Source organism: Photorhabdus temperata (assembly GCF_025384845.1).
Classification (GTDB): Bacteria; Pseudomonadota; Gammaproteobacteria; order Enterobacterales; family Enterobacteriaceae; genus Photorhabdus; species Photorhabdus temperata.
On the sequence record NZ_JAJAFX010000028.1, the window covers coordinates 41,380 to 66,844 of the forward strand.

Consider the following 25,465-nt stretch of genomic DNA (forward strand, 5'->3'; position numbering starts at 1 on the left):
TTACAATCCCAATCCAACCTGATGCAAATAATTATAAAGCGCTGCTTCATTATCTAACCCCAGTTTTTTCATCGCGCTAATTTTTTGTGCACTGATCGTCTGCTTGGTACGGTATAAACGTGCAGCGATATCATTTACACTCAATCCTTGCCCCAATAATTTAATCACTTCCAGCTCTTTGCCGGTCAGCGCCTTTACCACTTCCTCGTCCGGAGATTCAATAAATTGCTCGCTCAAATAAGGCTTATCGTGCCCTGTTGTACTGTACAATCCTTTCACTAACTCGTGAGACAGACTGTTTTTGTTCAAAATCGCTTTCACTTTATAATCAATTAATGAAGCTATCATCTTCCGGTCGCTGATCATCGTGATCACCACAACAGGCAAATTCGGATATAGCTCACGAATTCGGCTAATCATCCGCAAACCGTCGATCTGGTTATCGCCTGGCATATTGAAGTCCGTAATCAGCATATCCGCCTCTTTTTCCTCCAGCAGAGAAAAAAGTGTAGTCACATCATGCGCCTCCCCCACAACCTGATAATTCTCGGGTAATGTTGCCAATACGGTGCGCAGCCCTAATAAGAAGACTGGATGATCGTCAGCAATAATGACTTGTCTCGGCATTGGTTATTTCTCCATATTATTCTCTATCCGCTATTTCACGCATAGTTCCTTCAATAAAACCGGCATTTTCGCCGACATGAACGATCAAGGCGATAATCCCCGGGTTAAATTCACCTTTACCATCAGCAATCCGAATTTTTAATGTCTGTGGTATCCGCGAGACGGAACGTTTAAGCTGTTCGATTTTCTGCCGATCTTCTGTATGCACCCAAGCCATTAATTGCGACCAGCAGGCGGGGGCTTTTCCACACCGCATCCAGGCCGCGTCATGATGCCAATACAGGTGCCCGTCGGCACTTAACCGAAAATAATTAATCTGTTCTTGCTCCAGCATTGCACTCATTAACAAAAAATGCGCTTTACAGCGATGTAATGCATTGATTGTATTATATAAACAACTACAGCATAACAACGCAGGCAAGGTAAATGCGGTGCTGTACCATGCCGCAATTTGCACGTTCTGTTGGATGCTCATTAATCGGGATGCGAATGGCCCAAAGCCAAAAATGGTTGCACTCACGATCCCTACCGTACATAAGGATAAAAAGCCGCTTAATACCAGCAAATCACCTCTTAACGTCAGTAGCATCGGCAAGCCGAAGGAAAAGAGGAGCGCTACTCCTTGCCAATGTATTTTCCCGGTTTCAGGTGGCGGGCTGGTAAACAATGCTGTCATGGCAAACACGGCCACCAACCATAAACCATAGGTTTTCCTGTCTTCAACCTGGCTTTTCTTATAGGTGATGCAAGAAATAACAAAAAACGTAAACGGCAGATAACTCAACACAGAGCAGACAACAATCGGTAATGAAATAGATATATCGATAGGGTAACCCAATAAATGAAGTACCCACTTCGCCATAAATCGCTCAGTAATTCCGCTTAACGAACAAAGTACTGTCAGATTGAAGATGTCACTTGCCCGCCTCGGGGCCCACATTACACCGTAGAAAAATTGCCAGACCAACCCTGTCACTACCAGCATCACCACATTGATACAAGAAAATATCAGCGAGACGCTCACCGGCCTGCCATACCATTGGCTGGCTGTTAGCGAAATCAGAGCACCCGTTATTAGCCAAACAGGCCAGTACCGTGGTGCCCTGGCGCAAAAAATGCCTTGTAACAGGCCAGCCGGAAACCACACCAGTGACGATAGGCTCCAGACATCCCGCACTTGCAAACTCAGCAGTGCCAGCGCAAAATTGATTAGCGTAAAAATAAACCAAAAGACCACTATCTTTTTCATTTTCATCAGGATCTCATTTCGTAACACTGAATGTTACATCATAAGATAATATGCAGCATTGAATGTTACATCACAAGATAATACGTAACACTAAATGTTACATCATAAGGTAATAATAGCAGAGAAGGCAGTTTCTTACCCTAAATTGATAATGTTTGATAGTTTTAGTCTTTAGTTGTGATAGTTTTTTTGTTATTACGATAATTGTATTTGGCCTTCGATAACATCCAGGCGTACATCCTCATTCACCGGTGCATCTCCTAATAGCAATTGATCTGATAACAGCGGCAAGACGAACCAGGTTAACAGGTTATCAATTTCACGGGCGCCACTTTCCGCGATCTGGCATCCTTCAGCAATAAAATCCACCAGCGCATTGCTATAGTGCAACTCACATTGGGTTGCTTGACGATAACGCATCACAACTTTATTCAGTTTATGATGCACAATGGCACGCAGAATTTCGCCATGTACCGGTAAATAAGGAATGACCTGCAAGCGACCTAAAAATGCAGGCGTAAAGATACGTTGCAGTTCCGGCCGAATAATTTCCTGAATATCGTCAAGTGTTGCCGGATGAATTTCCCCCTGTATTTTCACGCCTTGCATCACTGCACGCATCACCAAATCCGATGCGGCATTAGTGGTCAGGATAATCAACGTATTGCGGAAATTAATCTGCTGCCCTTCAGCATCTTCCATCATGCCTTTATCGAACACCTGGAAGAATAGCTCCAGTACATCGGGGTGCGCTTTCTCAACCTCATCAAGTAATACCACGCTGTAGGGCTGATGGCGAACCGCCTCAGTCAGCACTCCCCCCTGTCCATAACCAACATATCCTGGGGGAGAGCCTTTCAGACCGGAAACAGAATGTGCTTCCTGATATTCCGACATGTTGATAGTGATCAGATGATGTTCACCGCCATACAATTCATGCGCCAACGCCAGGGCAGTCTCAGTTTTCCCCACACCAGAAGGACCGGCAAGCATAAATACACCGGTCGGCTTTACCGGATCAGCCAGTTGTGCTTTAGCAATCCGAATTTGACGGGCTATCTGATTAAGCGCATGATCTTGCCCCATTACCCGCTGACTAAGGCGCGTTTCCAACTGGCGCAGCACATCGCGTTCATTTTCCACCATCCGGCCAAGAGGTATCCCGGTCCAGCCGGCAACAATATCGGCGACACAGGCAGCATCAACACAGTCAAATACATAGGCATGTTGATGGTGGCGCTGACGCAGTTCCGCACGCAGCACAGGTAACCGTTCGTCGTGTTCCTCACAGGCAAGGATATCGTTGACTAACTGACGTTGAGCGTGATATTCCGGCAAAATTTTCTCCAGGGATACCTGCAATTCGGTTTGACGCTGTGCCAACTTTTGTAATTGGGTTTCATGACCACCTTCACGCAATAATGCTTCCTGTTCGGTGGTAATGTTTGCCAGCATAGCACGCAGATCTTCAATCGGTGCAGGTTCATCAGTCTGTGAAACGGCAACACGGGCACAAGCGCTATCCAACAGACTAACCGATTTATCCGGCAATTGACGTCCATTAATATAACGACTGGATAATACAACGGCTTCTGTCACCGCCTCTGCAAGCACTTTGACGCCATGATGTTTTTCCATCGCCGGAGTCATGGCGCGCAACATGGCTGTCGCCAGTTCGATCGAAGGTTCTTCAATTTTGATCACCTGGAAACGACGCGCTAACGCAGCGTCTTTCTCAAAGTACTTCTTATATTCCGCCCAAGTAGTTGCAGCAATAGCACGCAATTCACCACGTGCTAACGCCGGTTTCAACAGATTGGCTGCATCGTTTTGTCCGGCCTGACCACCAGCGCCAATCAGAGTATGAGCTTCATCAATGAACAAAATCACGGGTGTGGGATACCCTTTCACTTCATCCAATAATTTCTGCAAGCGACTTTCAAACTCACCTTTTACGCTGGCGCCCGCTTGTAACAGTCCCATATCCAGCGTGAATAATTCAGCTTGTGCCAGCACTTCCGGTACACGGCCATCGACAATACGTTGAGCAAGTCCCTCGATCAGAGCTGTTTTACCGACACCTGCTTCGCCGGTTAATAACGGGTTGTTTTGGCGACGACGCAGTAGCACGTCAATTAACTGACGAATCTCCCGTTCACGGCCCAAAACCGGATCCAGTTTGTTATCACGCGCCGCTTGCGTCAGGTGATGAGTGTATTGCGCCAGCGCGGATTGGGTATTATTCCCGACGGGAGTTGTCATGTGCTGCGGTTCTGTATGTACCTGTGTACGCAGCCACTGTTCTATCGCATCAGTGTTACACTGTAACGCCTGCTGTAGCTCCGATGTGAGTGAATGATGCAGTGACGGATTCATTATCAGTGCCGCAATCAGCGCCTGAGGGGTAATCTGCAACGCTCCCCAGTGGGTACTGGCATACATCCAGCTCTGCTCCATCCATTCTGTCAAGTTAGTAGCCAGTACCGGAGGACGATGATTACCGCTGCGTAATAACGTCAGTGACCGCTGACAGACATTCAGCAACGCGATAGCATCAATACCACCGTGGTGACACACCTGTTCCATCATCGGCATCTGTTTTTCAAACAAAGCCAGCAACAGATGCTCAATTTCCACTTCATGATGGGTGCGCCGTACTGCCAGGTTAGCGGCCTCATCAAGACACTGACGCGCTTCCACCGTTAATTTACTGACGATTTGTTTAAGATAACTACTCACTTTTAGGTTTCCTTAATTCATTCCAATATGTGGTGATCTGTAACGGCAACGTAGAAAGGGTTCCTTTCGCCACTACCGGTTCAATTAAATTTAGTAACTGGCTGTCCAGTCGGTTGCGTTGTTCCAATAACGCCGTTTGTTGCTGCTGATGTTGCTGCCATTGCCGATACAATGCTGAAACTTCCTTCCCTCCGCTGATCTGATAGCGCACGGTGATGTTATTGATGCTCAGCGCACTTAATTCATCGTATTGCTGTGGGAATGCCTGTGCCGCCAGCGTCAATTCACCACTGGAAAAGGCATGGATAAATTGCAGCAAACCATCAGTACCCACGTAGTTTTTACTTAGCGTAAAGTCGGGGAAATACACCTCAATCCGTACCTTGCTGCATGATCCCGGACTCCAGTGCAAGGTCCTGCTGTCATTGAAATTCATGCTTTTGAGTTGCTGTACACCATCATCGCAACTCAGCGTCACTGAACTGCCAACCGGCAATACCCGGGCTCCCCGATTGGCAGTCGCGGGTTGACTGGTAACCACCACCTCCGCCGATTGATCCTGTTTCGGTTCCTGCTGTTCAGTCGCCAGTTCACGCTCACTTTCCAGTAAGTTGAGTTTCTCTTGTAGGCGACGACGAATATCAGATGTCGATGAAAGCATGTCGTTCGGCTGGATCAAGTTATTGATATAGAAAATGAAATCATCGTTAAACGGAAAGACCACATCTTCTATTGCCTGGCGTTTAATACCTTCAGGACGAATATCCAGCGCATACTCTGCGGTATCCCGCACAAATGCATTGCTGTACTCATACAACCGCGCGTTCAATTCCTGGCCATCAAACAGTTCCTGCCTGCTTAATTTTTCCATCGGCCAGATCACTTTGCTTTCCCACTGTGTCTGCAAACGGCTGGCGGCACTTAAGAATGCATAACGTAATACCAGATGTGCATCCCCCTGATAGAGTCGCCATAAGGTTTCATTGACAACCTCATTCTGCTTATTTTCGGTCTCATGACGCCACAGAGTGAAAAGATTAAATAAGGTACGTAAACCGTTATCATTCAGCTCCCCTTTCTCGCTATTCAGCGCATTTTTGACCAACAACTCTGTTTCTATATCACTGAGCAATTCACGCTGGCTATTTAACTGCACAGCCTGCCGGTAGGCGCGATAGCGTGTCAGTGCGTTGTCATCCAGATGCACAGAGATCTGCGGTGAAATGCCAAGCCATGACATGATGCGCTGACGCAAAGAGATGTTCCCCAGCGAAACGCGTTGCATCACATTGCTTTTTTGCACATAACCATGCAGTTGCCATAAACGTTGTTGCGTCTGCAACCAGGGCTGCTGATCCTCCTGCGCCACCGTAGATAAATCACTCTCCAACTGCTTTAAGAAGGCGATATAGGGACTATCATATTGACCTGTTGCCAATATCAGCGCTCTCCAGTTTTTCTTGCCACGTACCCACTCTTCCGCTTGTGGCATAACTTGGGCGAATGCTAACCATTCTGACTGGCGCTGATTCTGATACTGTTGATGAAACAAACGCTGCAAAGGAACAAAAACCGCTGGTTTGTGAAGAGCTTGTGCTAGTTCATCCAGAGTAGCCTGAATATCGCGCTCACCTGCCTGGGTATAAATGCCGCGAATACGGGCGTTAATTCTGGTGGCATCATCGCCGGTCAGCGGCCAGAAATCAGCCAGCGTCAGCGAACGTGTTCCGGCGGGTTGTTCATCGGCTAAAAGCCATTGCCAGTTACTGGTATCCTCCAGTAAGGAGTGCAATACATTCCGCCATTGATCAAATTCCTGCTGTGCGTTGTCCTGCTGATATTGCGCCAGACGCAGAGCCACGCGCTGTTCTGCCGATAAAGGATCATTTTCACCGCTTAACAGTGACGCGGAATAAGCTGGCATACGTTGCAAAGTTTCCAGCGTAGCGCCATGCGCCATTGCTTGTTCAATATTGATAAAACGTGCCCAATGTAAAGCCAACAGCCGTTTTTGCGGTGCCTCAGCGTTATGGAAGCGTATAAGCAAGTGTGTAACTACCGACTCCGGGTTGAATGCTTTAACAGGCGCTTGTTGCTGATAGTCCCTCGCCATACGTTGTTCTATCGTATGAGTAACCGGATAAAAAATCAGATGTGACAGGGTTTTCTGCAACCAATACTCAACCTGCCGATAACGCAAGTAACTGCGCTCAAGCGGGTTTGCCCCATGGATATTCTCAAGCTGCATGACACCACGCCAGGTAGTGACTAATGCGTTACCTGCTCCGTACACCAGCATCAAACTGAGTATGGTAATCAACGCACGTTTGGTCAGGGTTCGCCAACCTGTCAGTAAAACGGCATCACTACGATGAACCTGTTCGGGCAGATATTCTCCCAACAAACGGTGGCTGAAAACGCCTTCAATTTGCTGTGGTTCTGCCTGATGTTCCGCAGTAAAAAACATGCCCCGCAACAGACCATGCTCCAGATAATGATCATGATCCAATAATGCGCTCAGGTAGTAGCCCAGTGCTGGTTGCAGTTGAGCAACAGTTTCCGGCAATGCCAACACTTCAGCTTCCGGTTGTTGCCGTTGCTGATTGAGCAGTTTAAGGCGCATAGCTTTCAAGGCGTTGACAATAGTGCTCATACTCTTGTCCAACACATCGGTAACATGACTATCCGTGTGATGCTCAATAAAATTGCCCAGCAATTCAGCACGTTGTTCTACCGATAGTTGTGCGCACCAGTGGTTAAAACCCGGCAATGTTTCACTATGTGTGAGGATCAACCAAACCGGCAGGCGGCGTTCCAGACGTATCTGTAATGGCTCCAACTGCGCCCGCACATTGCGTGCTGCAATATACAGCGCTCTGTTGTCGCTTTTTAGCAACTGCTCCACTGACAGGCAAACCAATACACCGGCGGGCTTACGTACTTGCGCGATCCAGCGTATCAGACGCAGCCATGCTTGCCGGTACAACGATTGCCCTTCGGTATAACGACCAGAAACCACCATGTACATAGCACGGCGGAAAAACCACCAGCGACAGGTAAAGCTATTCTCTGTCAGCGATGGCAGATTCTTCCCTGTCATCGGCGCCACATTACAGTGAGCTAATAGTCCCTGTTTACCATTACCACGCTCTCCCACCACCAGAAACCACGGCGGCATAGATCCATTACGGTGTAACAACGAACGAAACCGGCGCCAGCTTTGTAAACGTCCTCCCCACCACCAGTGCTGATACAGCAAATATTCCAGGCGATGACTTCCCTTCCGCCAGAATTTATTTATCCCGCGCAGTTTATTCGTTATCTGCGGTAAGAATGCCATCACTCCACGCAACAGTAATAACAACAGTAATAGGAAAAGAAACAATAACAGGCCACCTATTGTCGGCCATGAAAGCGCCACTGCAATAGCTAAACTGAATAGCAGAAGGATAGCCATCACGCTAAACCAGCCAATGGCATAAAATAACTTTTTCATGTTTAATTTCCGAATTTATCGGCCAATATTCAATAAATAGACGTTGATGAAAATATAAATTAATGTAAGAGATAACATTAATAATATTAATTTAACGCGCCATTTATTATTGGATCGTCTATTTTCCAGAAGATTATCGCCTGTATTCATTAGCCGATGATTTTCTAAAGAAATATAACGACGCAGAGTATCAGGAAGATTCTCTAATTCCTGATGAATAATATTATGCAATTCCAGATTGTCACGTTTGCCATAACGACCATAAAACCCAGAAAGCAGACAAAAAACGTAGACTAGACGAACCTGGTAATTATCCGGCACCAACGCGGCAAGACGATCAAAAAACGTATTTCCACCAAGCTCGGCATCATAAAGCTCTGCCTGCAATGATGATTGTCGCCAAACACTCAATTCTTTTTGACCTGCGCACAGAATGGCTTCATCTGCCCAAACCACCACAGCGAAGTTTGCCTCTTCGATATCCTGCAATCCATAACCATGCAGACGCGCTTTATTTTGTGCCTGCGTCAGCGCGGCTAATAGTGTTTGCCGCAACTCTTCAGCATGATTCACCTGCTGTTGAATCATGCGCAGCACACAAGTGAATACTGGAATATAACAATCTAACAAACGCATCATGATGCTCTCACTATAATGATCTCTATCTGCAAATCGTCTGGCGCATCAGCCCAGTGCACCGCCACACGTTCACTCTCTTCTACCTGCCGCCACAACGCACCGCGATTTTCTACTCGGAAATAACGTGTATTTGTCCGGTTAGGTAAACCATGCGGTGCTATTTCCTGGTAATACAAACGTACACCAGGCAAAGCGCGATTAATTATGCCGTCGATCTGTTCCGCCGCGGCCAGCTTAATCAAACGATCGTCAGGAATTTCACGTTCGCTATGGGTAAAGCTATCAGAATGCAGCACCAGATAAACCCGCTGCTGTTCACTGGCTCCCGCAACATTAAACACGGCGTGATAATAACCGCGGCTTTCCTGTTGCAGAGGAATAACCGTATTCGGCTCCAACACCAATGCATTGAGCAGATCAGTAATTGTCCGTTCACAACTATCGAGAGTCAGGGCCAGATTCAGATGCTGATATTTTTCCAGCGTTTCTTCCTGACCGTTCCACTGCCCTAAAAAAGAGCAACGGTCGGTAAAACAGGAAAGCTCGCTGATCAATTGGCGCAATAGCCCAAAAATCTGTAAGGGGTGAACATCTCGCGCCTCCTGAAAATGATGTAACTGCACGACATAACGCGCCAGAGTACGCAACGTCAGCAATAGTGTGCTTTTTTCCTGGGTATAAACTTCCCCTTCCAGCGTTTGTGGACGTTTCAATTCTTCCAATTGATGGACACGCCCGGTCAGCTCTTGGCACAGTTGCTCAATGCGTTGCCCCAGTTGTGGCGCAGCGTATAGCGTCAAACATGGCGGCAGATAGCGGTTATCCAACTCAATACCGTCACCGGTACTGTGCAATTGACCCACGGGCAACAGGGTATAACCCGTTGCTTGTGCAATCTCATCGTGCAGGAAAAAACGTAAGTTATAGGTAAGTTGTTGTACTTCTGCTTCCGGCCCCTCACCAAAGGCATCCCGCATACGCTGTTCTTGCGGCCATGTCACCCAACGGCTGGTAATATTACCGACACTTCCGCTATCTGCGATACCGATGACGTTACTCTGATTGTGGCTGAACATACGCAAGCCGACATAGATACGTTGCGGTTTTTCGCGTACCAGCCAGCAATCACGTAATGATCGGGCACTGAGTACACCATTGACACCACAATCCACATAACAACCGTCGGGAAAAATGAACGCTGCGTTATGAATACTGAGCACTTCATCACTTAGCGCCGCCAGATTGAACGCCAACTTCACCACACCAAACGCATAAGGTTGAGTCAGTAACTGATAACGTCCTTGCCAGTATTCATGTTGCAGCTCATGCGCCTGAAAGTGCTGCGGCTGTAAATACAATCCTGAATACCAATACATCGGTTTATATTCAAACATGATGTTACTTCCTCAATGGATTTCTGTCATTGCCGGAGCCGGCCGTTTGTCCGGGGTAAATCACCTCATCCCCAGCGTTGCCCGCGGAGAAATCACTGCGGGTAATGGCATAACGCCCCAACATCAACTCAACATTCATGGGAATAAATTCAGCATTCCAGGATTCATTCCACCAACCGTGCTGCTCAAGACGCAACGGTAGTGATAACACACGGACATGAGTGCTATTTGGTGTAGGGTAATAACCGGCAATCAATGCGATATAACGTGCCTGTTCTGCTCTATCAATATGTAAAGAGACAGATTGCCCCGGCATCATCACATAATTATCTAGCTGTAATATCTGTTCTGTCGCACCGGTGCCGGCAAATAAATTACGTAACAACACCGGATTAGCCAGTAATTTATCCAGTTGTTCGCGTTTTTCCGCCTGAGCAATTAATATCGTGCAACTATTCGGGATATTATTGAAAACATTCAGGTGTGCATCGGCAGTCATTTTTAAACGAATGGCATTACTGGCATAAACTGGTTTAGCCTGTTCAATCGCCTGCAAGCGTTTTTCATTATTGGAAATGGAATCACTACAACCACTTATTAGAAAAATTACTGTTAATATTAAAAAGCTGCGTTTAATGACATTATAAAAATTTATATTATTCATCTTGCCCTCTGTTTTTATCCGGCCCTTTTATCACGCGCATAATTTCTTGTAGTGCGGAGGAATTATCTTCCATCATTTCCTCCAGCCATTCGGCCATTCCCATATTCGCCCAACGTGCTGCCCGCTCCATTAAATATGGTACTGGGCTGGTAGGTTCATTCTGTCGAAAATAATTGGCGATATTGATCATTTGCTCAATGGCAATAGCGCGCATTTCATGATGCGTCCGACCTTCCGCCAAAAAAGTCGTGTTAATGCCGTTTGACTCTTTTCCTCCTGGCTCGGTCTCTTCACTTCTGTGTTTCTGAGCTGATCCCGGAGCAACAATTTCACGAAAACGTTCGATTAATGCCACCAAACTTTGCAGATGCTGCGTACTGGCGCTCATACTGTTGCCGGATGTTGGCAATAAACCCAACATGATTTGCTGCAATGCTTCCAGTGCGTTGCGGACCTGTTCGGCCTGTTCCAGTAACCGGTTAAACCGCCCGGCGGGTGTGGTGCGAATACTGTCGTCACATTCAGCGATACCAAAATAGCCATCACTGATCAGAGCAGCACGTAATTCACTATTAACTGCGATACGTTGTTCAAAATATTGCACCCGTTGCCAGACATTCAGGCTCAATTTGTCATCATCAGTCAGTGTCAGATTGTCCAACTGTTTCACCAGTTGTTTATCCAGCCAACTCAGGCGGCCAAGACGGGCATCTACACTGTTTTCTTCATCATCATCATCCAAAGGCGGATAAAGCACCGGCCAGAAAGTTTCCAGCAAGCGGCTCAATAACGTGATACCACCGGCGATACCTTCCAAACCATACAGCTCCCCTTGTGCCTGGGTTAGCCAACACGCTATCTGTAAGTCTTTACTGTGTTTTTCCAGTACTTCCTGACATAACGCTGAAACCTGCATCCAATCAGCCTGACGGGTTTCACATCCCCATGTATCGTCCTGGAGAAACTCCTCATCGGTTTCGCGTGCCGCATTTATTTGTTCAAAAATAGGTTCGTATTCGATATCACATCCTGCCGGTTCATCAGCAGAAATTGGATGTAAAAAACGGGCGATATCTGTTTGTGCTAAATTCACAGTGACTTCCATTTCAGGCAATAATCACCAGCGGGTAACCCGTGGTAATTGTGCCGCCATGTGCGCACAGATCACCAAGTCGGGCCGCGGGTCTCCCACCAATCAACACTGTCGGGCTGCCCATCACCACCGTATCCGGCGGCCCGACACACACCAACAGTGATCCCATTGTTGCTGCCGGCAAACCACCAATCAGCACCGTCGGTACGCCTGGCGGCATAATGGGTCCGCCCACATGGGGTATAGGTGGTACCGCCGGCGACATCATTGGACAAATATGCATATCACCCACACGGGCTGCTGGCATTGGCATCATTGTTCTCCTTATAACGTAGCTTCATGGTACAGATAGTTTTTGCGTCCCTGATCCTGTGACGGTGGCAATTGCTTCAGTTGACTGTGTGCCAATTGAAAGAATTGCTCAACGTACAGCGCTTGCTGTTCCGGTTGTTCGCCATAGACATGTAGGATCAGACACAACGTATCTGCCAGTGCCGCAAGTGATTGCCATGGTTGCGGATAGACCGCTTCCAGATCGGGTGTTGTCATGCTGCCTTCACTCCAGAAAACTGAAAGCACCAGACAGGATATCGGGTTATCAAACCCCACAATCTGCGCCTGTTCGAACAATTCATGACGCAGCGGATCACCGCCATTCGCTCGCCAGCGCCGTACTTGTTGCAGCAACAAACGCTGCTCTTGCATCAGGTCTCGTTCGTAAACGCGGGAGATAAATGTCAATGCCAGTTCCAAAGCCTGAGCATACGGCAACATGAAAATGGTGTAGAACACCGCGTCTTGCCACAACATTTCCTTATTGAGCGCCGATAGATTCTGTTCGTGTACTGCATGTTGTTGTAATACCCATTCCGCCTGTGGCGAAAGCTGGCAGTGTCGTAATTTAACCATTGTTCTAAACTCTTGTTATTCTGTGATCCTGCATTAACCAATCTTGGTCAAAATCCCTTTCACCATAGCAATGCCGGTAGCATCCACCTGAACAATGCCGCCTTTTAATTGTGCCATTGCGCTGCCTGCTACTTTTACCGTGGTCCCGGTGAGTTCCGCTACGCCGCTGCTCTTTAACGCCAGTTTTCCTGAACCTTCTACCGTGACAGACGGCGCTTTAATGGTAATTCCCGCTGGAGTAATCGATAATTTGCTGGCGCCGACTTTCAGCTCAATCCCCTGACTTGCGGTAATAGTGCATTTCTGACCAACATTAATTTTAGCGTTGCCTCTGGATACTTCCAGCGCGTAATTACCTGCGCTAACGGTAGTAGTGAAATTGCCGCGATCCAGCGTTTGCTTCTTATCGCCTTTTTTTACCTCGGTTAACGCGCTGCCTTCACTCAGGATTAACGTGTCATTACCCTTTTTAATTTGGGTATCGCGTTTTTCTTCTATCTCCCATTGCGCGTTGTGATCGATCTGCGCTGAAAAATCATTCTTTACTTTCAGACGCATATCTTTTTGTGAATGAAGTAAAATAAATTCTCCCCCTTTTTTATCTTCGAAACAAAGCTGATGCCCTTGCTCCACTGTGCCTTTTGCGCTACTGCGCGTGGCAATGCCGCTTTGCGTTTTCTGCCCTGGCAGCGCAAACGGGGGCGTCTTCACTCCGTTATAAACCGTTCCGGTTACCAACGGACTATCCGGGTCGCCGTCAATAAAACTCACCAGTACTTCACTACCCACACGTGGCACAAATTGCGCCCCAAACTTTGCGCCATTCCAGAATTGGCTCACTCGCACCCAGCAAGAACTATCATCATTTTTTTTGTGTTCTTTATCCCAGTGAAACTGGATTTTGATACGCCCTTGCGCATCGGTATGGATCTCTTCTGACGACGGACCGACAACCAGCGCAGACAACACACCGGAAATATAGGGCCGAATAACAGAAGGACGTGGGCGGAATACTTTATTCGCCGGAAATAAAGCGACTTGCGACGAAAACAGTAATCCGCCTTCTTCCAGGTTACTTTCCGCTTTTAATTGCTGGTGGCCCACTGCATACCGACCATCGGCACTGGTGTGTCCTTTCAGCGTAAACTGATGTCCAACCTGTAAACCGGGATAACTGTTAACGGCACGCGCGTAATGTGATTGAGATTCCCACTGTTCCATGCACAGCGCCGCCTGTGCCTCCAGTTGATTACGCTCCTCCTGACGTCGGTCGTCATAGATAGAAAGCTTCGGATTGACGGAATAGCCGCTGTTCGCTTTGGCACTGGCGCTGACTGCCGCGGCGTTTTTAACGTTATAACCATTCATTTCCGCTGAACCTGGGATAATCATGCGATGAATATGCCAGGCGCGTAGCCCATATCCTTGCTGATCGCCGATCTTCGATTGATACGGCAATACGGCTAAAGGCGCATTAGTAAACGTCGAAGGGTGATCAGCCAACACCAATACATGACGCCCCTCTTCATGGCGGAAGAAATAGAAAATACCCGCCTGTTCCAGCTGGCGCGTCACAAAGTCAAAATCCGATTCCTTGTATTGCATACAATATTCAAGCTTCGGATAACGACTTTTTAACGCCAGTTCAACGTCGTTAAATCCACGTTTACGGAAAATATCACATACCATATCCGGCACACTGATGCGCTGATAAACGCGCAGATTACGGGTTAACGTCAGCATTTTAAGCCACGGTTCAATGCGTGCCTGATAACAAAACTGGCCGTCGGTGAAACCTTGCTGCTGTAATTCAGTCAATATGCCATGCACAATACGGTAATTTGGTGCTTCACCAATCCGAAATGCCAGTGGTTTACCGATATAAGGCTCCAGCTTGTCCCAGTCTGCGCTGGAATAGAGCTGAACAGAAAATGAATAAGGCTGAGACAGGTGTTCTTCACCTTCGATTTTACTCAGCGCCACAATATTTGACAGGCTACCGATAACCTGTAAAAAACGATTTTTTTGCCCTAACAGCATATTTTTACCTGCATTTTTTATTCAAACCGCGTAAGGATTCGCACATTCAGCCAAATAAACACGCTGAATATTGCTATCTCCGGTATTCCCTAAACAACCATCCCACCCCAATCGGCGGCTGCCATTTAACATATTGCCCTGCCCACTATGCTGCACCAGTAATTCCAGCGAAAAAGAGAGCAGCGGCCCGGCAAATTGCCGCACCCACTGCGTCAATTTGCGATGTTGTTCATTTCCCGGCATAAAAGCGGCGTGCTGCCAGGCGGCAAACGGCCCCAACTGAATATGAAACCCTGACTGGATATCCCAATAGGCATGACCCAACATCGGGTTATCACCCAACAAACTGCGGCCCAGGCAACAACAATGTGCCTGTTCGGCATATTGCCAGCGCCCTTTAAAGGGATTAATGCTGACCGGCATGTTAAATTCCCGCTGCAACAGATGTTGTAAATTCACCATTGTGCGAACCGGTGTCGCCAGTAACCCAACACAAGCAGGATGAGTGCGTTGGGTTTCGCTCTCGGTCAATTGTCCGGCTGCCGCTGCAATGACTGCCGGCATTGCCTGAAAGCCTTGCAGTTCTGCGTTGACGTATAACCGGTATTTCTGCCATGCCTGAAAACGTAAACTCAGCAGCCGATGGGTGAAAATATCAATAAACGCCTGAGCTGATTCATCACCATAGCGATAACGCCTGTCGATCAGCCATTCGGTATAGCGCAACGGTAATGCGCCAAAAGTCCCTAACAGGCCAAAGTGATATACCGCCATGTGATATTGTTCATGCCCCTCTTGAGGAGGTATCAGGGATTCTACTTCCCTTTCCGGCGCCTCCAGTGTTGGTACAGAACTGAATTGCACCACATCATCAGGGGTGATCACTGTTTCTTCATTCTGACGATGACGTTTAAGCAACCGGCGTACATTCTGATAAAAACGACCGCCCGCCAAACGCACCTTGTTTTCTGCATTATTGCTTGCTAAAGCCATGTCAGTTTCCCGCTGCGGCGTGGCCAGCGACGCATACTATTATTGACCGTCTCTAACTGTGTGACAGTTTGCGTGAAGCTGTTAATTGGCGCATACATAGCGATAAAACGTTCCAACAGACTGCAATACAGATAAAAATCGACAAATTCGCCCGCCTGTGCCTGAAAGATTAGCGTTACCTCCAGTCCCCGCGCCAGAGAATAAGGGTCGGCGGGGTTTAAGCGTGCACTTACCGGCGCAATAGCAATCTGTTGTAACTGTGCAATCAACCTCGATATGGCCGGATCACTGATCAGGTTGTAGAGTTCCAGCGTTTCTTTTAAGCACTGAACTCCCTGCGGACCACTCAGTAACATTTGGTTCAAATTGAGTTGCGACACCAGCCGCCAGTTCAACGCACAACTTGGTTGTGGACGTACCGGCAATCGGGGGCGGATCAATCCCAGAATTTTCACACCTGGCAAGGCACTTTCCGATTCGAAATCCCCATCAGGATGACCGTTACTCAACTGCTGTGGTACATCGCGGTTGGTACAGGTCAGACTCAGTATCACCACATCGGTTTCTGGTTTTAGATGTTCGCCGCGACTATCAGAAAAACCGATGAACATATTCATCCCTGTGTCGTCATGTCTTAGTGAGGGGCGCGGTGACGCCTGCCAGAACAATGGAATCGGCTCGTCATATTGTGTATGTTCAATGCCAAATAACGACGGCATCGGTCTGGAACTCAATTGCTCCTGCTGACGGCTGACAACCTCAACCTGATTGATGGTATAAACTTCCATGCTTTGTGGACGACGTGCATCCGGTTGAACCAGGTATTCATGTTCGGTTTCCAGCGGAATAATCGGCTCCGCCTGATGAGGAAACAGATTGACGATGGGTACGCAATTCAACCGGAAGGTTTCGTTGCTGACTTTATCATTCATACGTTCAATACGACGCAACGCTATGCAATCTTTAAGCCGGAAACGATATTGCAACCCGTCTGATGAACTGGAGATCAAGCTGACATCAGGTAACGGAATATCCAGAAATAAAAATCTTTCAGGAAAACTGAAATAATCGCGGAACAAGTGGTGAACCGGATTGATCAATAAATCATCGGCACACAAGTTGTCTTGTGGGTCAAAACCCACCACTTGAATATCCCGACTATTCATGCTGAATGTACGCTCACCCAACCGGCATTCCAGTTGCTTAACTTGTGCCGACAGTAATTCATACAAGCTGTGAGTCAGCACTGGTGCACCATGTAAGTACAAACGGATATGGCGAGCCTGAAAACTGGCGCCTGGCCACAACGTAAAATTCAACGTTAAGATAAAATCCCGGTCGTAAGGGTCCGGCGTCAACTCCGTGTGCGTTAAATCCAGCGGCAACATTTCCAGTGGATATACTGTACGGAAATGGCATGCCACATCACCTACCGGCTGAGAAATCAATGACGTATGCCGTGCTACCGACATCATCCCGGTAACGCCGGATGTCTGCGGATCCTGTTGAAACTGGACCAGCGATACCGACGGTACCTGACGCAAAAACTGCGGCGCCAACACTTCCAACATTGCGTTACTTAGCTCCGGCATATCTTCATCAATACGTTGATGGATTTTTGCCGTCAGAAAAGCAAAAGATTCCACCAGACGTTCTACATGTGGATCTTCCGAAACGCCCTCCGCGAATCCAAGCCGTTTGGCTATTTTAGGAAAACGCTGAGAAAACGCAGCGCCATATTGTCTTAAATAATTTAATTCCCGGTTGTAATAAGTCAGTATTTTCTGTGGTAATAGCATCATATTGTTTATTATTGTTTATCCCATGAAATTGAATAGGTATATGCGGTACTGCTCCATGAAATAGAAAACACCACCTGTTCATTGAAAAAGTCTCCATTTACCCAGAAAGTAATATTCTCCGGCGTATTTTTTTGTAATGTAATAACGACATTTTTCAAGCGTGGTTCGAACCAGGAAATAGCTTGGTAAATATTATTGCTCAGTGCATCAATACGTTCATCATCGGAAATATCCACATTAATGACATCGGAAACACCATAATTTAAAACTGATTTCGGCAACTCCCCAAATAATGGTGAAATTGCAGAGATCGGTCTTGATGAAAACAGCATACTCAAATCGGAAATCAGGCTTTGTACAACTTCCTGACGTGACCAGTTCAACGTTACACCACGTTTTTCATCTTGTGGGTAATCGTCTTTCAGACGATGGAGAAATGAGGGCTGAATCATAATATCTTTCCGGGCAGAAACCGCCGGCCAAAGGCCGGCAGTAAACAGTCAAAATTACTGTTTCTTGTTCTCGATAAGATCCCAACCTTCTGGACCTGCTTTGCTGCCTTTGGTTCCATCTGGGCTGAGTGGAGTGAATGTCCATTTAATTTTGGAGTAGGTGATAGAAAACTGCTCTTGTGGAAATTCACCACCGCGTGAACAGGTTTCATGGACATCGGAGATAATACATTCGTCCATTTCCACTTCCGCGTAAGGATGCATTTCCCCTTTGAAAATCGTACAGATTTCCAGTTTCACCTTCTTAATCGCCGTACCCTGCGCCACTGCGGACAACAATTTGATAGAACTGATGTCCATCACCTTCACACAGTCAATGGTACGGAAACCCGCGGCACCAACGGTAATCTTACGTTTACCACTGTCTGCGATACGTGCGTGGTTGAACGCACCAAAGTTGACATGCTCCAGCTCAATCCAGTCTTTATGCTTGCTGTCGGTACTCTCACCTTTAATACCATCGATTTGTAAAAAAATTGAAGAACTCATAATTAACTGCTCCAGTTAGTTGTAATAAATAAAAATAGGACAAATCTTAATAAATAGAATAATCAAGCCGCCGATGACGGCGGTAAATCAGCAACCAGCCGTAAAGACATACTTAATCCTTCCAATTGGAAATGCGGCCTTAAATAAGCTACCGCTCGATATGTTCCAGGTGCTCCTGGAACTTCAACAACATCAACCCTTGCCTCGCGCAATGGATGACTGGCTTTAATTTCTGCGCCGACAGTATCAGAGCCAACAATATATTGGTTGATCCAACTTTGCAGATAAGACTGACATTCTCCGCGGGACATAAAACTCCCCACTTTGTCACGCACGATCATTTTCAAATAATGGGCGAAACGAGAAGTCGTCATAATGTATTGCAATTGTGTCGATAATTTTGCGTTGGCATTTGCCAGGTCAGAATTATATTTCCGCGGTTTGTTAGGCGACTGCACCGAGAAAAAAGCAGCATAATCAGTACCTTTATAATAAACCAGAGGAATGAACCCTAATTCCGCTAACTCTCTTTCACGGCGATCAGAAATAGCCACCTCAGTCGGGCATTGCAACATCTTTTCACCGGATACAGAGGAGTAATGATGGGTTGGCAATGCTTCTACCAATCCCCCACCTTCCACACCGCGAATCGCCGCGCACCAGCCATATTGTTCAAATGCAGACATCATACGACCTGCCAGTGCATAAGCGGCGTTAATCCACAGATAACTGCTGCTCTCCCCTTCTTTTACCTGCTCTTCGAAACAGAACTGTTCAACCGGGATGGTTTTTGCCCCGTAAGGTAAACGGCCAATCACCCGCGGCAAAGTTAAGCCAACATAGCGGGAGTCATCAGATTCCCGGAAACGCTTCCAGCGCAGATAATCGGATGTATCAAACAGTTTGGACAAATCACGTGGACGTGGCAATTCACCAAAATCATTCAGCCCCAACATGCCTGCGTTGGCTGAACTGATAAACGGTGCATGGGCCGCGGCTGCCACATGGGAAATCTGCTCCAGTAGGTAAAGATCTTCCGGGCTGTTATCAAAGTCAAAATCACCGACAAATGCTGAGTAAGGTTCACCACCAAAGGTGCCGTACTCATACTCGTAAACATTCTTAAACAACATTGACTGATCGAAATCAGATGCCGATTTAAAGTCTTTAATCAAATCGGTTTTTGTCGCGTTCAACATGCGGATCTGGGTATTATCAGTTTCACTCTGGTCGAGTAATCCTTTAAGCCCTACCCAGGACGATTCCAGACGCTGGAATTCCGGGTGATGCAACACCAGACTCAGTTGAGCGGACATCAGCGCATCAATCGCGGCAATACGCTCTTCAATACTGTTTACTAAATCACCAGAAACCACCAGCGAACCTGACGTTACTTCGGCCAGAAATTGGTCGAGCTGGCTTTTGACCCGATCACGATCGGCTTCCCGGCGAATAGCCTGGGTGTTATCAATAATCTGATCAAGAAAATCACCGCTTGTTTCCGGCGTTTTCAATTCTTGCTGTTCAACAACGCTCTGTTCCATGTTTTCCTCACTGTGCATTGTTATTTTCTGGAGTGACGTCATCCGCCGTATTTTCTGTGGCTGGCGTTTCTGTCTCTTCATTATTTACTTGCGGTAAATTATCCGCATGTTCAGCAAGAATTTCCGCCAGACGGTCACGCAATTTTTCATTGCTCAATGCACGGCCTTTCAGATCGCTTAATTTGCTGCGAACCTCCAGCAAATTACGCAGCGGTTCAATCTGCTTCGCCAAATTCTCTGGGGTAAAGTCCGCCATTGATTTAAATTGCAAATCGACATTAATAAACCCACTTTGACCAGGCAGTGCACTTTCAACTTGTAATTCTAATGAAGGTGTCATACCTTCCATTACCGCATTAAAATTATCTTTATCAATATGCATGAAACGGCGTTCACGCATAGGAATTGACTGCTCAGCAAATTGACCAATGACACCAATGACCAAAGGCAATTCTTTTTTCTCGACCGCACCACCTAATTCAACATCATAAGTAATCTGAACTCGGGGCGGTCTCACTTTATCAAGCTTACGTTGAGTATTCATGGCACCTTTATACCTTTATATATGACAGGAAGTGCAAACTTACGTTAAACCGCACCAAACCTGATTGAATAACCGAACAAGATGAGATAGACGAAGAGATCAATTAACGTCTATTTATAGCAATCTAATATGCTGTGACACATTTAATGATATTCAAAATCCACCGTGTGTCGGCTGGTAAATAAGTTCTCATGTATATTAATTTAATGCAATACTTACGGGGTTAAATATAATATCTAAAATCTTTTAAATTAATTTAACTGTTTGTATTTAAAGATTAAATTAAAAATTACGCATTGTAATTAAAGTGTATTTTCATACTTGTCTTATTTTTTAATCTGCTATTTTTAGTAGTGAGGTTCTGATTAGTCAGAAAAAACAGAATATAGGTATAATTAAAAGGTTAATTGTGGTTTTCATTATGACTAACCTGAAACAGTTATATTGATTATCGATTTGTTAGATTTTAAAGTGTTTAATTAAATAATAAAACGAAAAATAATAATAGAGGTAAAATTATGACTACGAATAACGCACCGAAACATTGCATTTGTCGATGGCTGGTGCGGATGCCTTGTTTGCTGCACTGGAAAATTCTCCAAAAGCAAGCAAGAAGCTACTTAAAGCTACAAGGATGCAGTGAATGTCCATAATCATTGAAGAGCTAACCCATCAACACAATCGCAAAGTGTTTGATTGCGGTATCATCTCAAGCCTGAAACCACCCAGATAATTAAGCCTATTCTAATACGTTATTTTATAAATTCGAATTGGCAACAATTTGCGTACTGGCTTGACCTTTTAAGTGCACTATAATATGGTGAAAGGGAATAAACTAAGAAACTTAACTGCCTGCGAGTGAGCGCTTATTGTAGCTCTCTGTTGGATTAAATAGTTTTCATGCCAAATATAAAATAGATGAAATTGTGACTTGATTATGAACCTTTGTTTTTACACGTCTAACTCAAAGAAATACACTTATGCCAAATCTATTTTTTCCAGTCATGCTGACATAAACTTGGTTCATAAAAGCTTCGACTTTAAAGAGTTACAAACTGATGATCCTCAAGAAAACCTACTATTTAAATTAAATCAGGTTCCACACGTCCCTTCTTCCTATGTTTTTATTGAGGACAGCACCTTCCATATAGATGCTCTTAATGGTTTCCCCTCGCTGTATACTAAATACATTTTATCTTCGTTAGGCGTTCAAGGAATTATTAATCTATTAGCAGGAAAAGATAACAGTGAGTGTTATTTCATCAATCACTTGGCGCTCAGAACGGAAAATAATAAGGTCGTCTTTTTTTCAGGCACCACAAGAGGATTATCTATTTCTCTCTCTCCTTTAGAGCACAGTAATGAAACAGGCTGGTCTGATCTTTGGCAGATATTAAAAGTAACAGATAGTGGGCAGTTCTACAGTCAGTTAACTGAAGGATATAAGTACCTTTTCAACCAACAGAATAACAATACTGATGCTTTTCAACTACTCAGGGAGCATCTTACAGAGAGAGAGTTATAAAACTCGTTTTATTCACGTTACATTAGATGTTTTTTAATTTTATCAATACATGAACGACTATCGCTCACAATAACGATCAAGGATCCGGCGCACTTCACGTGGCTCGAACTCTTCAAGACACTCGCCGATACGTGGGTTGATAAGCGAATCAGTGGGGGCAACAGAAAGCGCCTGTATTGTGCGTACAGCAACGGCTTTGTTTACAGGTAATAGAAATCGTATAAGAGAGTTAGTTAGATCGGAGAGAGCCTTGCTAGTCCACTTTAATTCCATCACCATCAGCGCGGTACCGGCAGTGGCTCGTCGGTACTAAGGCTATCGGCCCATGCCATAATGGCCTGATGGTCGATGACATGACCAGCATCCACGTCGGCCAACGCCTCGCGAGTCAGTCGGCTACGTTCTTCCTCCTGGTCGAGCCAGGCTGACAGTGCCTGCTTCATGATCCAGCCACGCGAACGCTCCAACCGTGCGGCCAGCGGAAGTGGAACATGCGTGGTCAATACCTTAGTTGCAGTTTGTTCCATCTTGAGTACTCCCTATCTATAACTGTGATTGATTACGATTAATAATGAATCACAGTGATTAACATTAATCCAATCAAGTGAAATGTCAATTTTAAGTACATGTGACTGCTCCCCGCCCTGTCTGACAAGACGGGGGTTTACGGCGGTTTTTGCTAATCTAAAGGGCATACCCGAATAATATGACCGTCAGGGTCTTCAACGAGGAAAGTACGGCCAAAGACTTCAGTGTAAGGTTCCTGCACGATTTTGATGCCGGGGTTCTTCCGCCATTCCTCAAAGAGGCAATCTACATCTTCGTGAGATGGCAACATAATACCGATCTCAGAGAACCGTGGGACAGCAGCATCTGGCTTGGTTCCACCAGACCAAATAGCAAACAGTGCTTCGCCATCGGCAGCAAATGCCACATAGCGGGGGCTGGAAAACACCGGTTCAGAATTGAAAAGTGTCTGGTAGAAGGCTGTCGAACGTTCGATATCAGATACGTAGACAAGCTGAAGGTTAGGTTTGGGAGATAATGTCATCATGTCATTCTCATGTAAGCTTGATTCAATATAAGAAAGTAAAAACAAACGGTTATATAACTCAACATGTAACAGTTTGTTATTGTATTGCACTTATCATTTTAATGTAATGTTGATTATATGTATATATATACATGCAATGACTATATTTTGTGTAGCAGATACCTGACGTTCAATACAAAGGTGAGTAGATACAGTCACTGGTTGCCACTGCCTTACTCAAATGGAAGAGATAGCGACGGAGTAGTCGCTCAAAACAAGCCAACAAATGCAGGGCTGGCGTAGCCCCGCATTTACTATTGCCTAATGCTTTGAGATGACCTGCGACATTTCGTTCTGTTCGCCATATAAAACGATCCCTGACGTGTCGATTTGATTTTCCAACTGACGCAGGTCATAAGCGCTCTGGAGACGCAACCAAAACTCAGGTGTACTTCCCAGCGCTGCGGCAATACGAATTGCCAGTGGTGGAGTTAACGCGGTTTTACCGGCAAGAAAACGCGATACCGTAGCGGGTGTTACTCCAATATTGAGTGCAAAGCGACGACCACTAACACCCATGTCCTCTAAATCTCTGGCTATAATCTCTCCAGGATGGGAAATTTTAAACTGTCTCATTAGTGATAATCCTCATAATTCAAAATGTAAGCATCACCGTTAATGAACTGAAAAGTAATGCGCCAGTTAGCCCGGACAGTAATAGACCAGTAACCTTCGCGATCTCCTTTCAACGGGTGAAGTTTATAGATTTGACGGTTTAACTCGCCTATTTCATTTGCCGCATCAATAGCCTGTAAACGGTCGTTAATCCTCTCGGCATCCTGCATCGGTACACCAGAAGTAATCCCTTTTTCAAAGAGTTGCTTCAACCCTTTGTGCTTGAATGATTTAATCATCGTCCTATCCGTATTACATAGTGTGTAATAGCATACGACAATGTTACACGTCATGCAATAGTCACAATAAGTCATCAGGCGCAATTGAGTTAACCTGGCCAAACGCCTAAGCTGGGCCAATTCCTGTAGAGACTGTGACAAACTGCAATCCTCCCAGCCTACATAACTGCCCCACTATGGCAAGCAGTGCATTCAGCGACACAAGCCCTCCCAGCTCCACATACAGATCACGCACACTGAATGGTATTTCAGGAATGGCCTTCATCAATCTGACACTGATTTCATTTAGAGCGAGGCGAATGCGGTTCCCGCGGACAAAGACCAGCAAATCCTCGCCCACCTCAATAGGGGTTAGCGGAAAATCAGGGTCACGGATCCAACGTGCATCCGGGGTGATCGCATCATCCTGGTAATGAACGAAAGAATAACGCAGATGCCGGCGGCTTGAGGCTCTTGCCATATTCTCAGCGTATATTCGTCTCAACCACTCCGCCTGAGAATACGCGCCCTTTTCAGCCCGTTCTACGACCTCATCAATAGAACCTCGCAGGTATTCTTCGGTAATGGCATGTTGAAGGGTATTCGCTGTCACCTTGGCAGCTGAATACTTCGATATTGCAAATGCAATACCAATTGAGAAACCATCCGTATTGCCAATATGGTACCAATGCGGTGGCAGCAAAAAGACATCACCCGCTTCGATGACAAAGGTTTTGCCATGGGGTACCAGCCGTTCAGGCTGGAAGCAGTTCTTTTGTTCACCATTCAGTCGATGAAACTCTTCTCGGCTAAAAAGGGTCATCTCTTTGGTCGTGGGGCCAGTATGGAAATGGACAATTGAGGTGTAAGGATCATCAATGTGAATGCCAAAAGGAGTGTAACCGTAGTTGCCGATGAACAGCGTCACCTCAACCGTACTCCGCCAAGCGCCTTGAGCTTCAACGATCGGTGCAAAAATGCGAGCCCCCATTCGAGCTAGTGGATCGGACCATTGTTCAGCGCCATTCACAATAATGCCGAACTTGTTTCCAGCAGTCGCTCTGGATACATAGTCCTTGAACGTCTCTCCCACACGAGGATGATTAAATAAAACCTCGTTCTCGTACTGAGGGCTCAACATGCCGTCAATATACACTCGAAACAAACCACTGATAGCCCGTTCAGCTTCTGTAGACATGCTGGCAAACAAATCAAAAAATAGAGCATCATCGAAAATTACCGGTTCGAAAACCCTCTTCAATAGAAGAGGAGCCATTTTG

24 protein-coding genes and 1 pseudogene are annotated in these 25,465 nt (G+C 46.1%); 2 read left to right on the forward strand and 23 right to left on the reverse strand.

Annotated elements, in window-relative coordinates:
- From LGZ99_RS12570 to tssB, 17 genes are all read right to left on the reverse strand, one after another.
- A complete protein-coding gene (locus tag LGZ99_RS12570; protein WP_021323673.1) occupies positions 1-627 on the reverse strand; it encodes a response regulator in 627 nt (208 codons plus the stop codon).
- Between the two features lie 16 nt (positions 628-643).
- Complete coding sequence (locus LGZ99_RS12575) at positions 644-1,882, reverse strand: hypothetical protein (RefSeq protein WP_262979159.1); 1,239 nt, start codon at positions 1,880-1,882, stop codon at positions 644-646.
- A 189-nt stretch (positions 1,883-2,071) separates the two neighbouring features.
- Positions 2,072-4,615 (reverse strand): type VI secretion system ATPase TssH, encoded by a 2,544-nt coding sequence (tssH, locus tag LGZ99_RS12580; protein WP_262979160.1) that lies wholly within the window; start codon positions 4,613-4,615, stop codon positions 2,072-2,074.
- Positions 4,608-8,111 carry a type VI secretion protein IcmF/TssM N-terminal domain-containing protein gene (locus LGZ99_RS12585; protein ID WP_036839856.1) on the reverse strand — a complete coding sequence of 1,168 codons (3,504 nt, stop codon included), beginning with the start codon at positions 8,109-8,111 and terminating at the stop codon, positions 4,608-4,610. Before LGZ99_RS12585 ends, tssH begins: the two co-directional genes overlap by 8 nt.
- A 15-nt stretch (positions 8,112-8,126) precedes the next feature.
- Positions 8,127-8,750, reverse strand: a complete 624-nt coding sequence (locus LGZ99_RS12590) for a DotU/TssL family secretion system protein (protein WP_036839857.1) — start codon at positions 8,748-8,750, stop codon at positions 8,127-8,129.
- Positions 8,747-10,144: a type VI secretion system baseplate subunit TssK gene (gene tssK, locus LGZ99_RS12595; RefSeq protein ID WP_036839858.1), complete on the reverse strand. Its 1,398-nt coding sequence runs from the start codon at positions 10,142-10,144 to the stop codon at positions 8,747-8,749. Before tssK ends, LGZ99_RS12590 begins: the two co-directional genes overlap by 4 nt.
- 4 nt (positions 10,145-10,148) lie before the next feature.
- The gene (locus LGZ99_RS12600) at positions 10,149-10,808 is read right to left on the reverse strand and encodes a type VI secretion lipoprotein TssJ (protein ID WP_023045039.1); all 660 of its coding nucleotides are present in this window, start codon (positions 10,806-10,808) and stop codon (positions 10,149-10,151) included.
- Positions 10,801-11,901, reverse strand: coding sequence for a type VI secretion system protein TssA (gene tssA / locus LGZ99_RS12605; RefSeq protein WP_036839864.1), 1,101 nt, complete (start codon positions 11,899-11,901; stop codon positions 10,801-10,803). The genes LGZ99_RS12600 and tssA overlap by 8 nt, the downstream gene beginning before the upstream one ends.
- Before the next feature lie 13 nt (positions 11,902-11,914).
- The gene (locus LGZ99_RS12610) at positions 11,915-12,214 is read right to left on the reverse strand and encodes a PAAR domain-containing protein (protein ID WP_021323682.1); all 300 of its coding nucleotides are present in this window, start codon (positions 12,212-12,214) and stop codon (positions 11,915-11,917) included.
- Between the two features lie 11 nt (positions 12,215-12,225).
- Positions 12,226-12,810 carry a DUF6931 family protein gene (locus tag LGZ99_RS12615; RefSeq protein ID WP_021323683.1) on the reverse strand — a complete coding sequence of 195 codons (585 nt, stop codon included), beginning with the start codon at positions 12,808-12,810 and terminating at the stop codon, positions 12,226-12,228.
- 33 nt (positions 12,811-12,843) lie between these two features.
- Complete coding sequence (locus LGZ99_RS12620; protein WP_262979161.1) at positions 12,844-14,850, reverse strand: type VI secretion system Vgr family protein; 2,007 nt, start codon at positions 14,848-14,850, stop codon at positions 12,844-12,846.
- A 21-nt stretch (positions 14,851-14,871) separates the two neighbouring features.
- Complete coding sequence (tssG, locus tag LGZ99_RS12625; protein ID WP_262979162.1) at positions 14,872-15,843, reverse strand: type VI secretion system baseplate subunit TssG; 972 nt, start codon at positions 15,841-15,843, stop codon at positions 14,872-14,874.
- Positions 15,834-17,645, reverse strand: coding sequence for a type VI secretion system baseplate subunit TssF (gene tssF / locus LGZ99_RS12630; protein ID WP_262979163.1), 1,812 nt, complete (start codon positions 17,643-17,645; stop codon positions 15,834-15,836). Before tssF ends, tssG begins: the two co-directional genes overlap by 10 nt.
- 8 nt (positions 17,646-17,653) lie before the next feature.
- The gene (gene tssE, locus LGZ99_RS12635) at positions 17,654-18,097 is read right to left on the reverse strand and encodes a type VI secretion system baseplate subunit TssE (RefSeq protein ID WP_021323687.1); all 444 of its coding nucleotides are present in this window, start codon (positions 18,095-18,097) and stop codon (positions 17,654-17,656) included.
- Positions 18,098-18,151: 54 nt separating this feature from the next.
- Entirely contained in the window at positions 18,152-18,646 is a 495-nt protein-coding gene (locus LGZ99_RS12640; RefSeq protein WP_036839875.1) for an Hcp family type VI secretion system effector, read from the reverse strand.
- Between the two features lie 62 nt (positions 18,647-18,708).
- Entirely contained in the window at positions 18,709-20,190 is a 1,482-nt protein-coding gene (tssC, locus tag LGZ99_RS12645) for a type VI secretion system contractile sheath large subunit (protein WP_031280962.1), read from the reverse strand.
- Between the two features lie 7 nt (positions 20,191-20,197).
- Positions 20,198-20,734, reverse strand: coding sequence for a type VI secretion system contractile sheath small subunit (gene tssB, locus LGZ99_RS12650; RefSeq protein ID WP_021323690.1), 537 nt, complete (start codon positions 20,732-20,734; stop codon positions 20,198-20,200).
- Between the two features lie 556 nt (positions 20,735-21,290).
- Between tssB and LGZ99_RS24830 the strand changes: the two genes are divergently transcribed.
- Together LGZ99_RS24830 and LGZ99_RS12655 are read left to right on the forward strand one after the other, a co-directional pair.
- Positions 21,291-21,377 carry a hypothetical protein gene (locus tag LGZ99_RS24830; RefSeq protein WP_390894013.1) on the forward strand — a complete coding sequence of 29 codons (87 nt, stop codon included), beginning with the start codon at positions 21,291-21,293 and terminating at the stop codon, positions 21,375-21,377.
- 294 nt (positions 21,378-21,671) lie between these two features.
- Entirely contained in the window at positions 21,672-22,259 is a 588-nt protein-coding gene (locus tag LGZ99_RS12655; RefSeq protein WP_262979166.1) for a non-canonical purine NTP pyrophosphatase, read from the forward strand.
- An 81-nt stretch (positions 22,260-22,340) separates the two neighbouring features.
- Here LGZ99_RS12655 and LGZ99_RS12660 read toward each other — a convergent pair.
- The 6 genes and pseudogenes from LGZ99_RS12660 to LGZ99_RS12685 all read right to left on the reverse strand — a co-directional run.
- Positions 22,341-22,532: pseudogene (locus tag LGZ99_RS12660) on the reverse strand (type II toxin-antitoxin system RelE/ParE family toxin); the annotation flags it as partial.
- Positions 22,533-22,537: 5 nt separating this feature from the next.
- A complete protein-coding gene (locus tag LGZ99_RS12665) occupies positions 22,538-22,786 on the reverse strand; it encodes a CopG family ribbon-helix-helix protein (RefSeq protein WP_262979164.1) in 249 nt (82 codons plus the stop codon).
- A gap of 152 nt (positions 22,787-22,938) precedes the next feature.
- On the reverse strand, positions 22,939-23,403 hold the full coding sequence (locus tag LGZ99_RS12670; protein ID WP_262979165.1) for a VOC family protein: 465 nt from the start codon (positions 23,401-23,403) through the stop codon (positions 22,939-22,941).
- A gap of 210 nt (positions 23,404-23,613) precedes the next feature.
- Complete coding sequence (locus tag LGZ99_RS12675) at positions 23,614-23,928, reverse strand: HigA family addiction module antitoxin (protein ID WP_021323693.1); 315 nt, start codon at positions 23,926-23,928, stop codon at positions 23,614-23,616.
- Entirely contained in the window at positions 23,928-24,206 is a 279-nt protein-coding gene (locus LGZ99_RS12680) for a type II toxin-antitoxin system RelE/ParE family toxin (RefSeq protein ID WP_036839880.1), read from the reverse strand. The genes LGZ99_RS12675 and LGZ99_RS12680 overlap by 1 nt, the downstream gene beginning before the upstream one ends.
- A gap of 106 nt (positions 24,207-24,312) precedes the next feature.
- On the reverse strand, positions 24,313-25,461 hold the full coding sequence (locus LGZ99_RS12685) for a cupin domain-containing protein (RefSeq protein ID WP_160171161.1): 1,149 nt from the start codon (positions 25,459-25,461) through the stop codon (positions 24,313-24,315).
- Positions 25,462-25,465: the final 4 nt, after the last annotated feature.

What these genes read in the sequence shown, in the direction of transcription:
- LGZ99_RS12570 (WP_021323673.1), bottom strand. Translation starts at nt 627, where the DNA reads ATGCCGAGACAAGTCATTATTGCTGACGATCATCCAGTCTTCTTATTA.
- LGZ99_RS12575 (WP_262979159.1), bottom strand. Translation starts at nt 1,882, where the DNA reads ATGAAAATGAAAAAGATAGTGGTCTTTTGGTTTATTTTTACGCTAATC.
- LGZ99_RS12585 (WP_036839856.1), bottom strand. Translation starts at nt 8,111, where the DNA reads ATGAAAAAGTTATTTTATGCCATTGGCTGGTTTAGCGTGATGGCTATC.
- LGZ99_RS12590 (WP_036839857.1), bottom strand. Translation starts at nt 8,750, where the DNA reads ATGATGCGTTTGTTAGATTGTTATATTCCAGTATTCACTTGTGTGCTG.
- tssK (WP_036839858.1), bottom strand. Translation starts at nt 10,144, where the DNA reads ATGTTTGAATATAAACCGATGTATTGGTATTCAGGATTGTATTTACAG.
- LGZ99_RS12600 (WP_023045039.1), bottom strand. Translation starts at nt 10,808, where the DNA reads ATGAATAATATAAATTTTTATAATGTCATTAAACGCAGCTTTTTAATA.
- LGZ99_RS12610 (WP_021323682.1), bottom strand. Translation starts at nt 12,214, where the DNA reads ATGCCAATGCCAGCAGCCCGTGTGGGTGATATGCATATTTGTCCAATG.
- LGZ99_RS12615 (WP_021323683.1), bottom strand. Translation starts at nt 12,810, where the DNA reads ATGGTTAAATTACGACACTGCCAGCTTTCGCCACAGGCGGAATGGGTA.
- LGZ99_RS12620 (WP_262979161.1), bottom strand. Translation starts at nt 14,850, where the DNA reads ATGCTGTTAGGGCAAAAAAATCGTTTTTTACAGGTTATCGGTAGCCTG.
- tssG (WP_262979162.1), bottom strand. Translation starts at nt 15,843, where the DNA reads ATGGCTTTAGCAAGCAATAATGCAGAAAACAAGGTGCGTTTGGCGGGC.
- tssF (WP_262979163.1), bottom strand. Translation starts at nt 17,645, where the DNA reads ATGATGCTATTACCACAGAAAATACTGACTTATTACAACCGGGAATTA.
- tssE (WP_021323687.1), bottom strand. Translation starts at nt 18,097, where the DNA reads ATGATTCAGCCCTCATTTCTCCATCGTCTGAAAGACGATTACCCACAA.
- LGZ99_RS12640 (WP_036839875.1), bottom strand. Translation starts at nt 18,646, where the DNA reads ATGAGTTCTTCAATTTTTTTACAAATCGATGGTATTAAAGGTGAGAGT.
- tssC (WP_031280962.1), bottom strand. Translation starts at nt 20,190, where the DNA reads ATGGAACAGAGCGTTGTTGAACAGCAAGAATTGAAAACGCCGGAAACA.
- tssB (WP_021323690.1), bottom strand. Translation starts at nt 20,734, where the DNA reads ATGAATACTCAACGTAAGCTTGATAAAGTGAGACCGCCCCGAGTTCAG.
- LGZ99_RS24830 (WP_390894013.1), top strand. Translation starts at nt 21,291, where the DNA reads ATGGCTGGTGCGGATGCCTTGTTTGCTGCACTGGAAAATTCTCCAAAA.
- LGZ99_RS12655 (WP_262979166.1), top strand. Translation starts at nt 21,672, where the DNA reads ATGAACCTTTGTTTTTACACGTCTAACTCAAAGAAATACACTTATGCC.
- LGZ99_RS12665 (WP_262979164.1), bottom strand. Translation starts at nt 22,786, where the DNA reads ATGGAACAAACTGCAACTAAGGTATTGACCACGCATGTTCCACTTCCG.
- LGZ99_RS12675 (WP_021323693.1), bottom strand. Translation starts at nt 23,928, where the DNA reads ATGAGACAGTTTAAAATTTCCCATCCTGGAGAGATTATAGCCAGAGAT.
- LGZ99_RS12680 (WP_036839880.1), bottom strand. Translation starts at nt 24,206, where the DNA reads ATGATTAAATCATTCAAGCACAAAGGGTTGAAGCAACTCTTTGAAAAA.
- LGZ99_RS12685 (WP_160171161.1), bottom strand. Translation starts at nt 25,461, where the DNA reads ATGGCTCCTCTTCTATTGAAGAGGGTTTTCGAACCGGTAATTTTCGAT.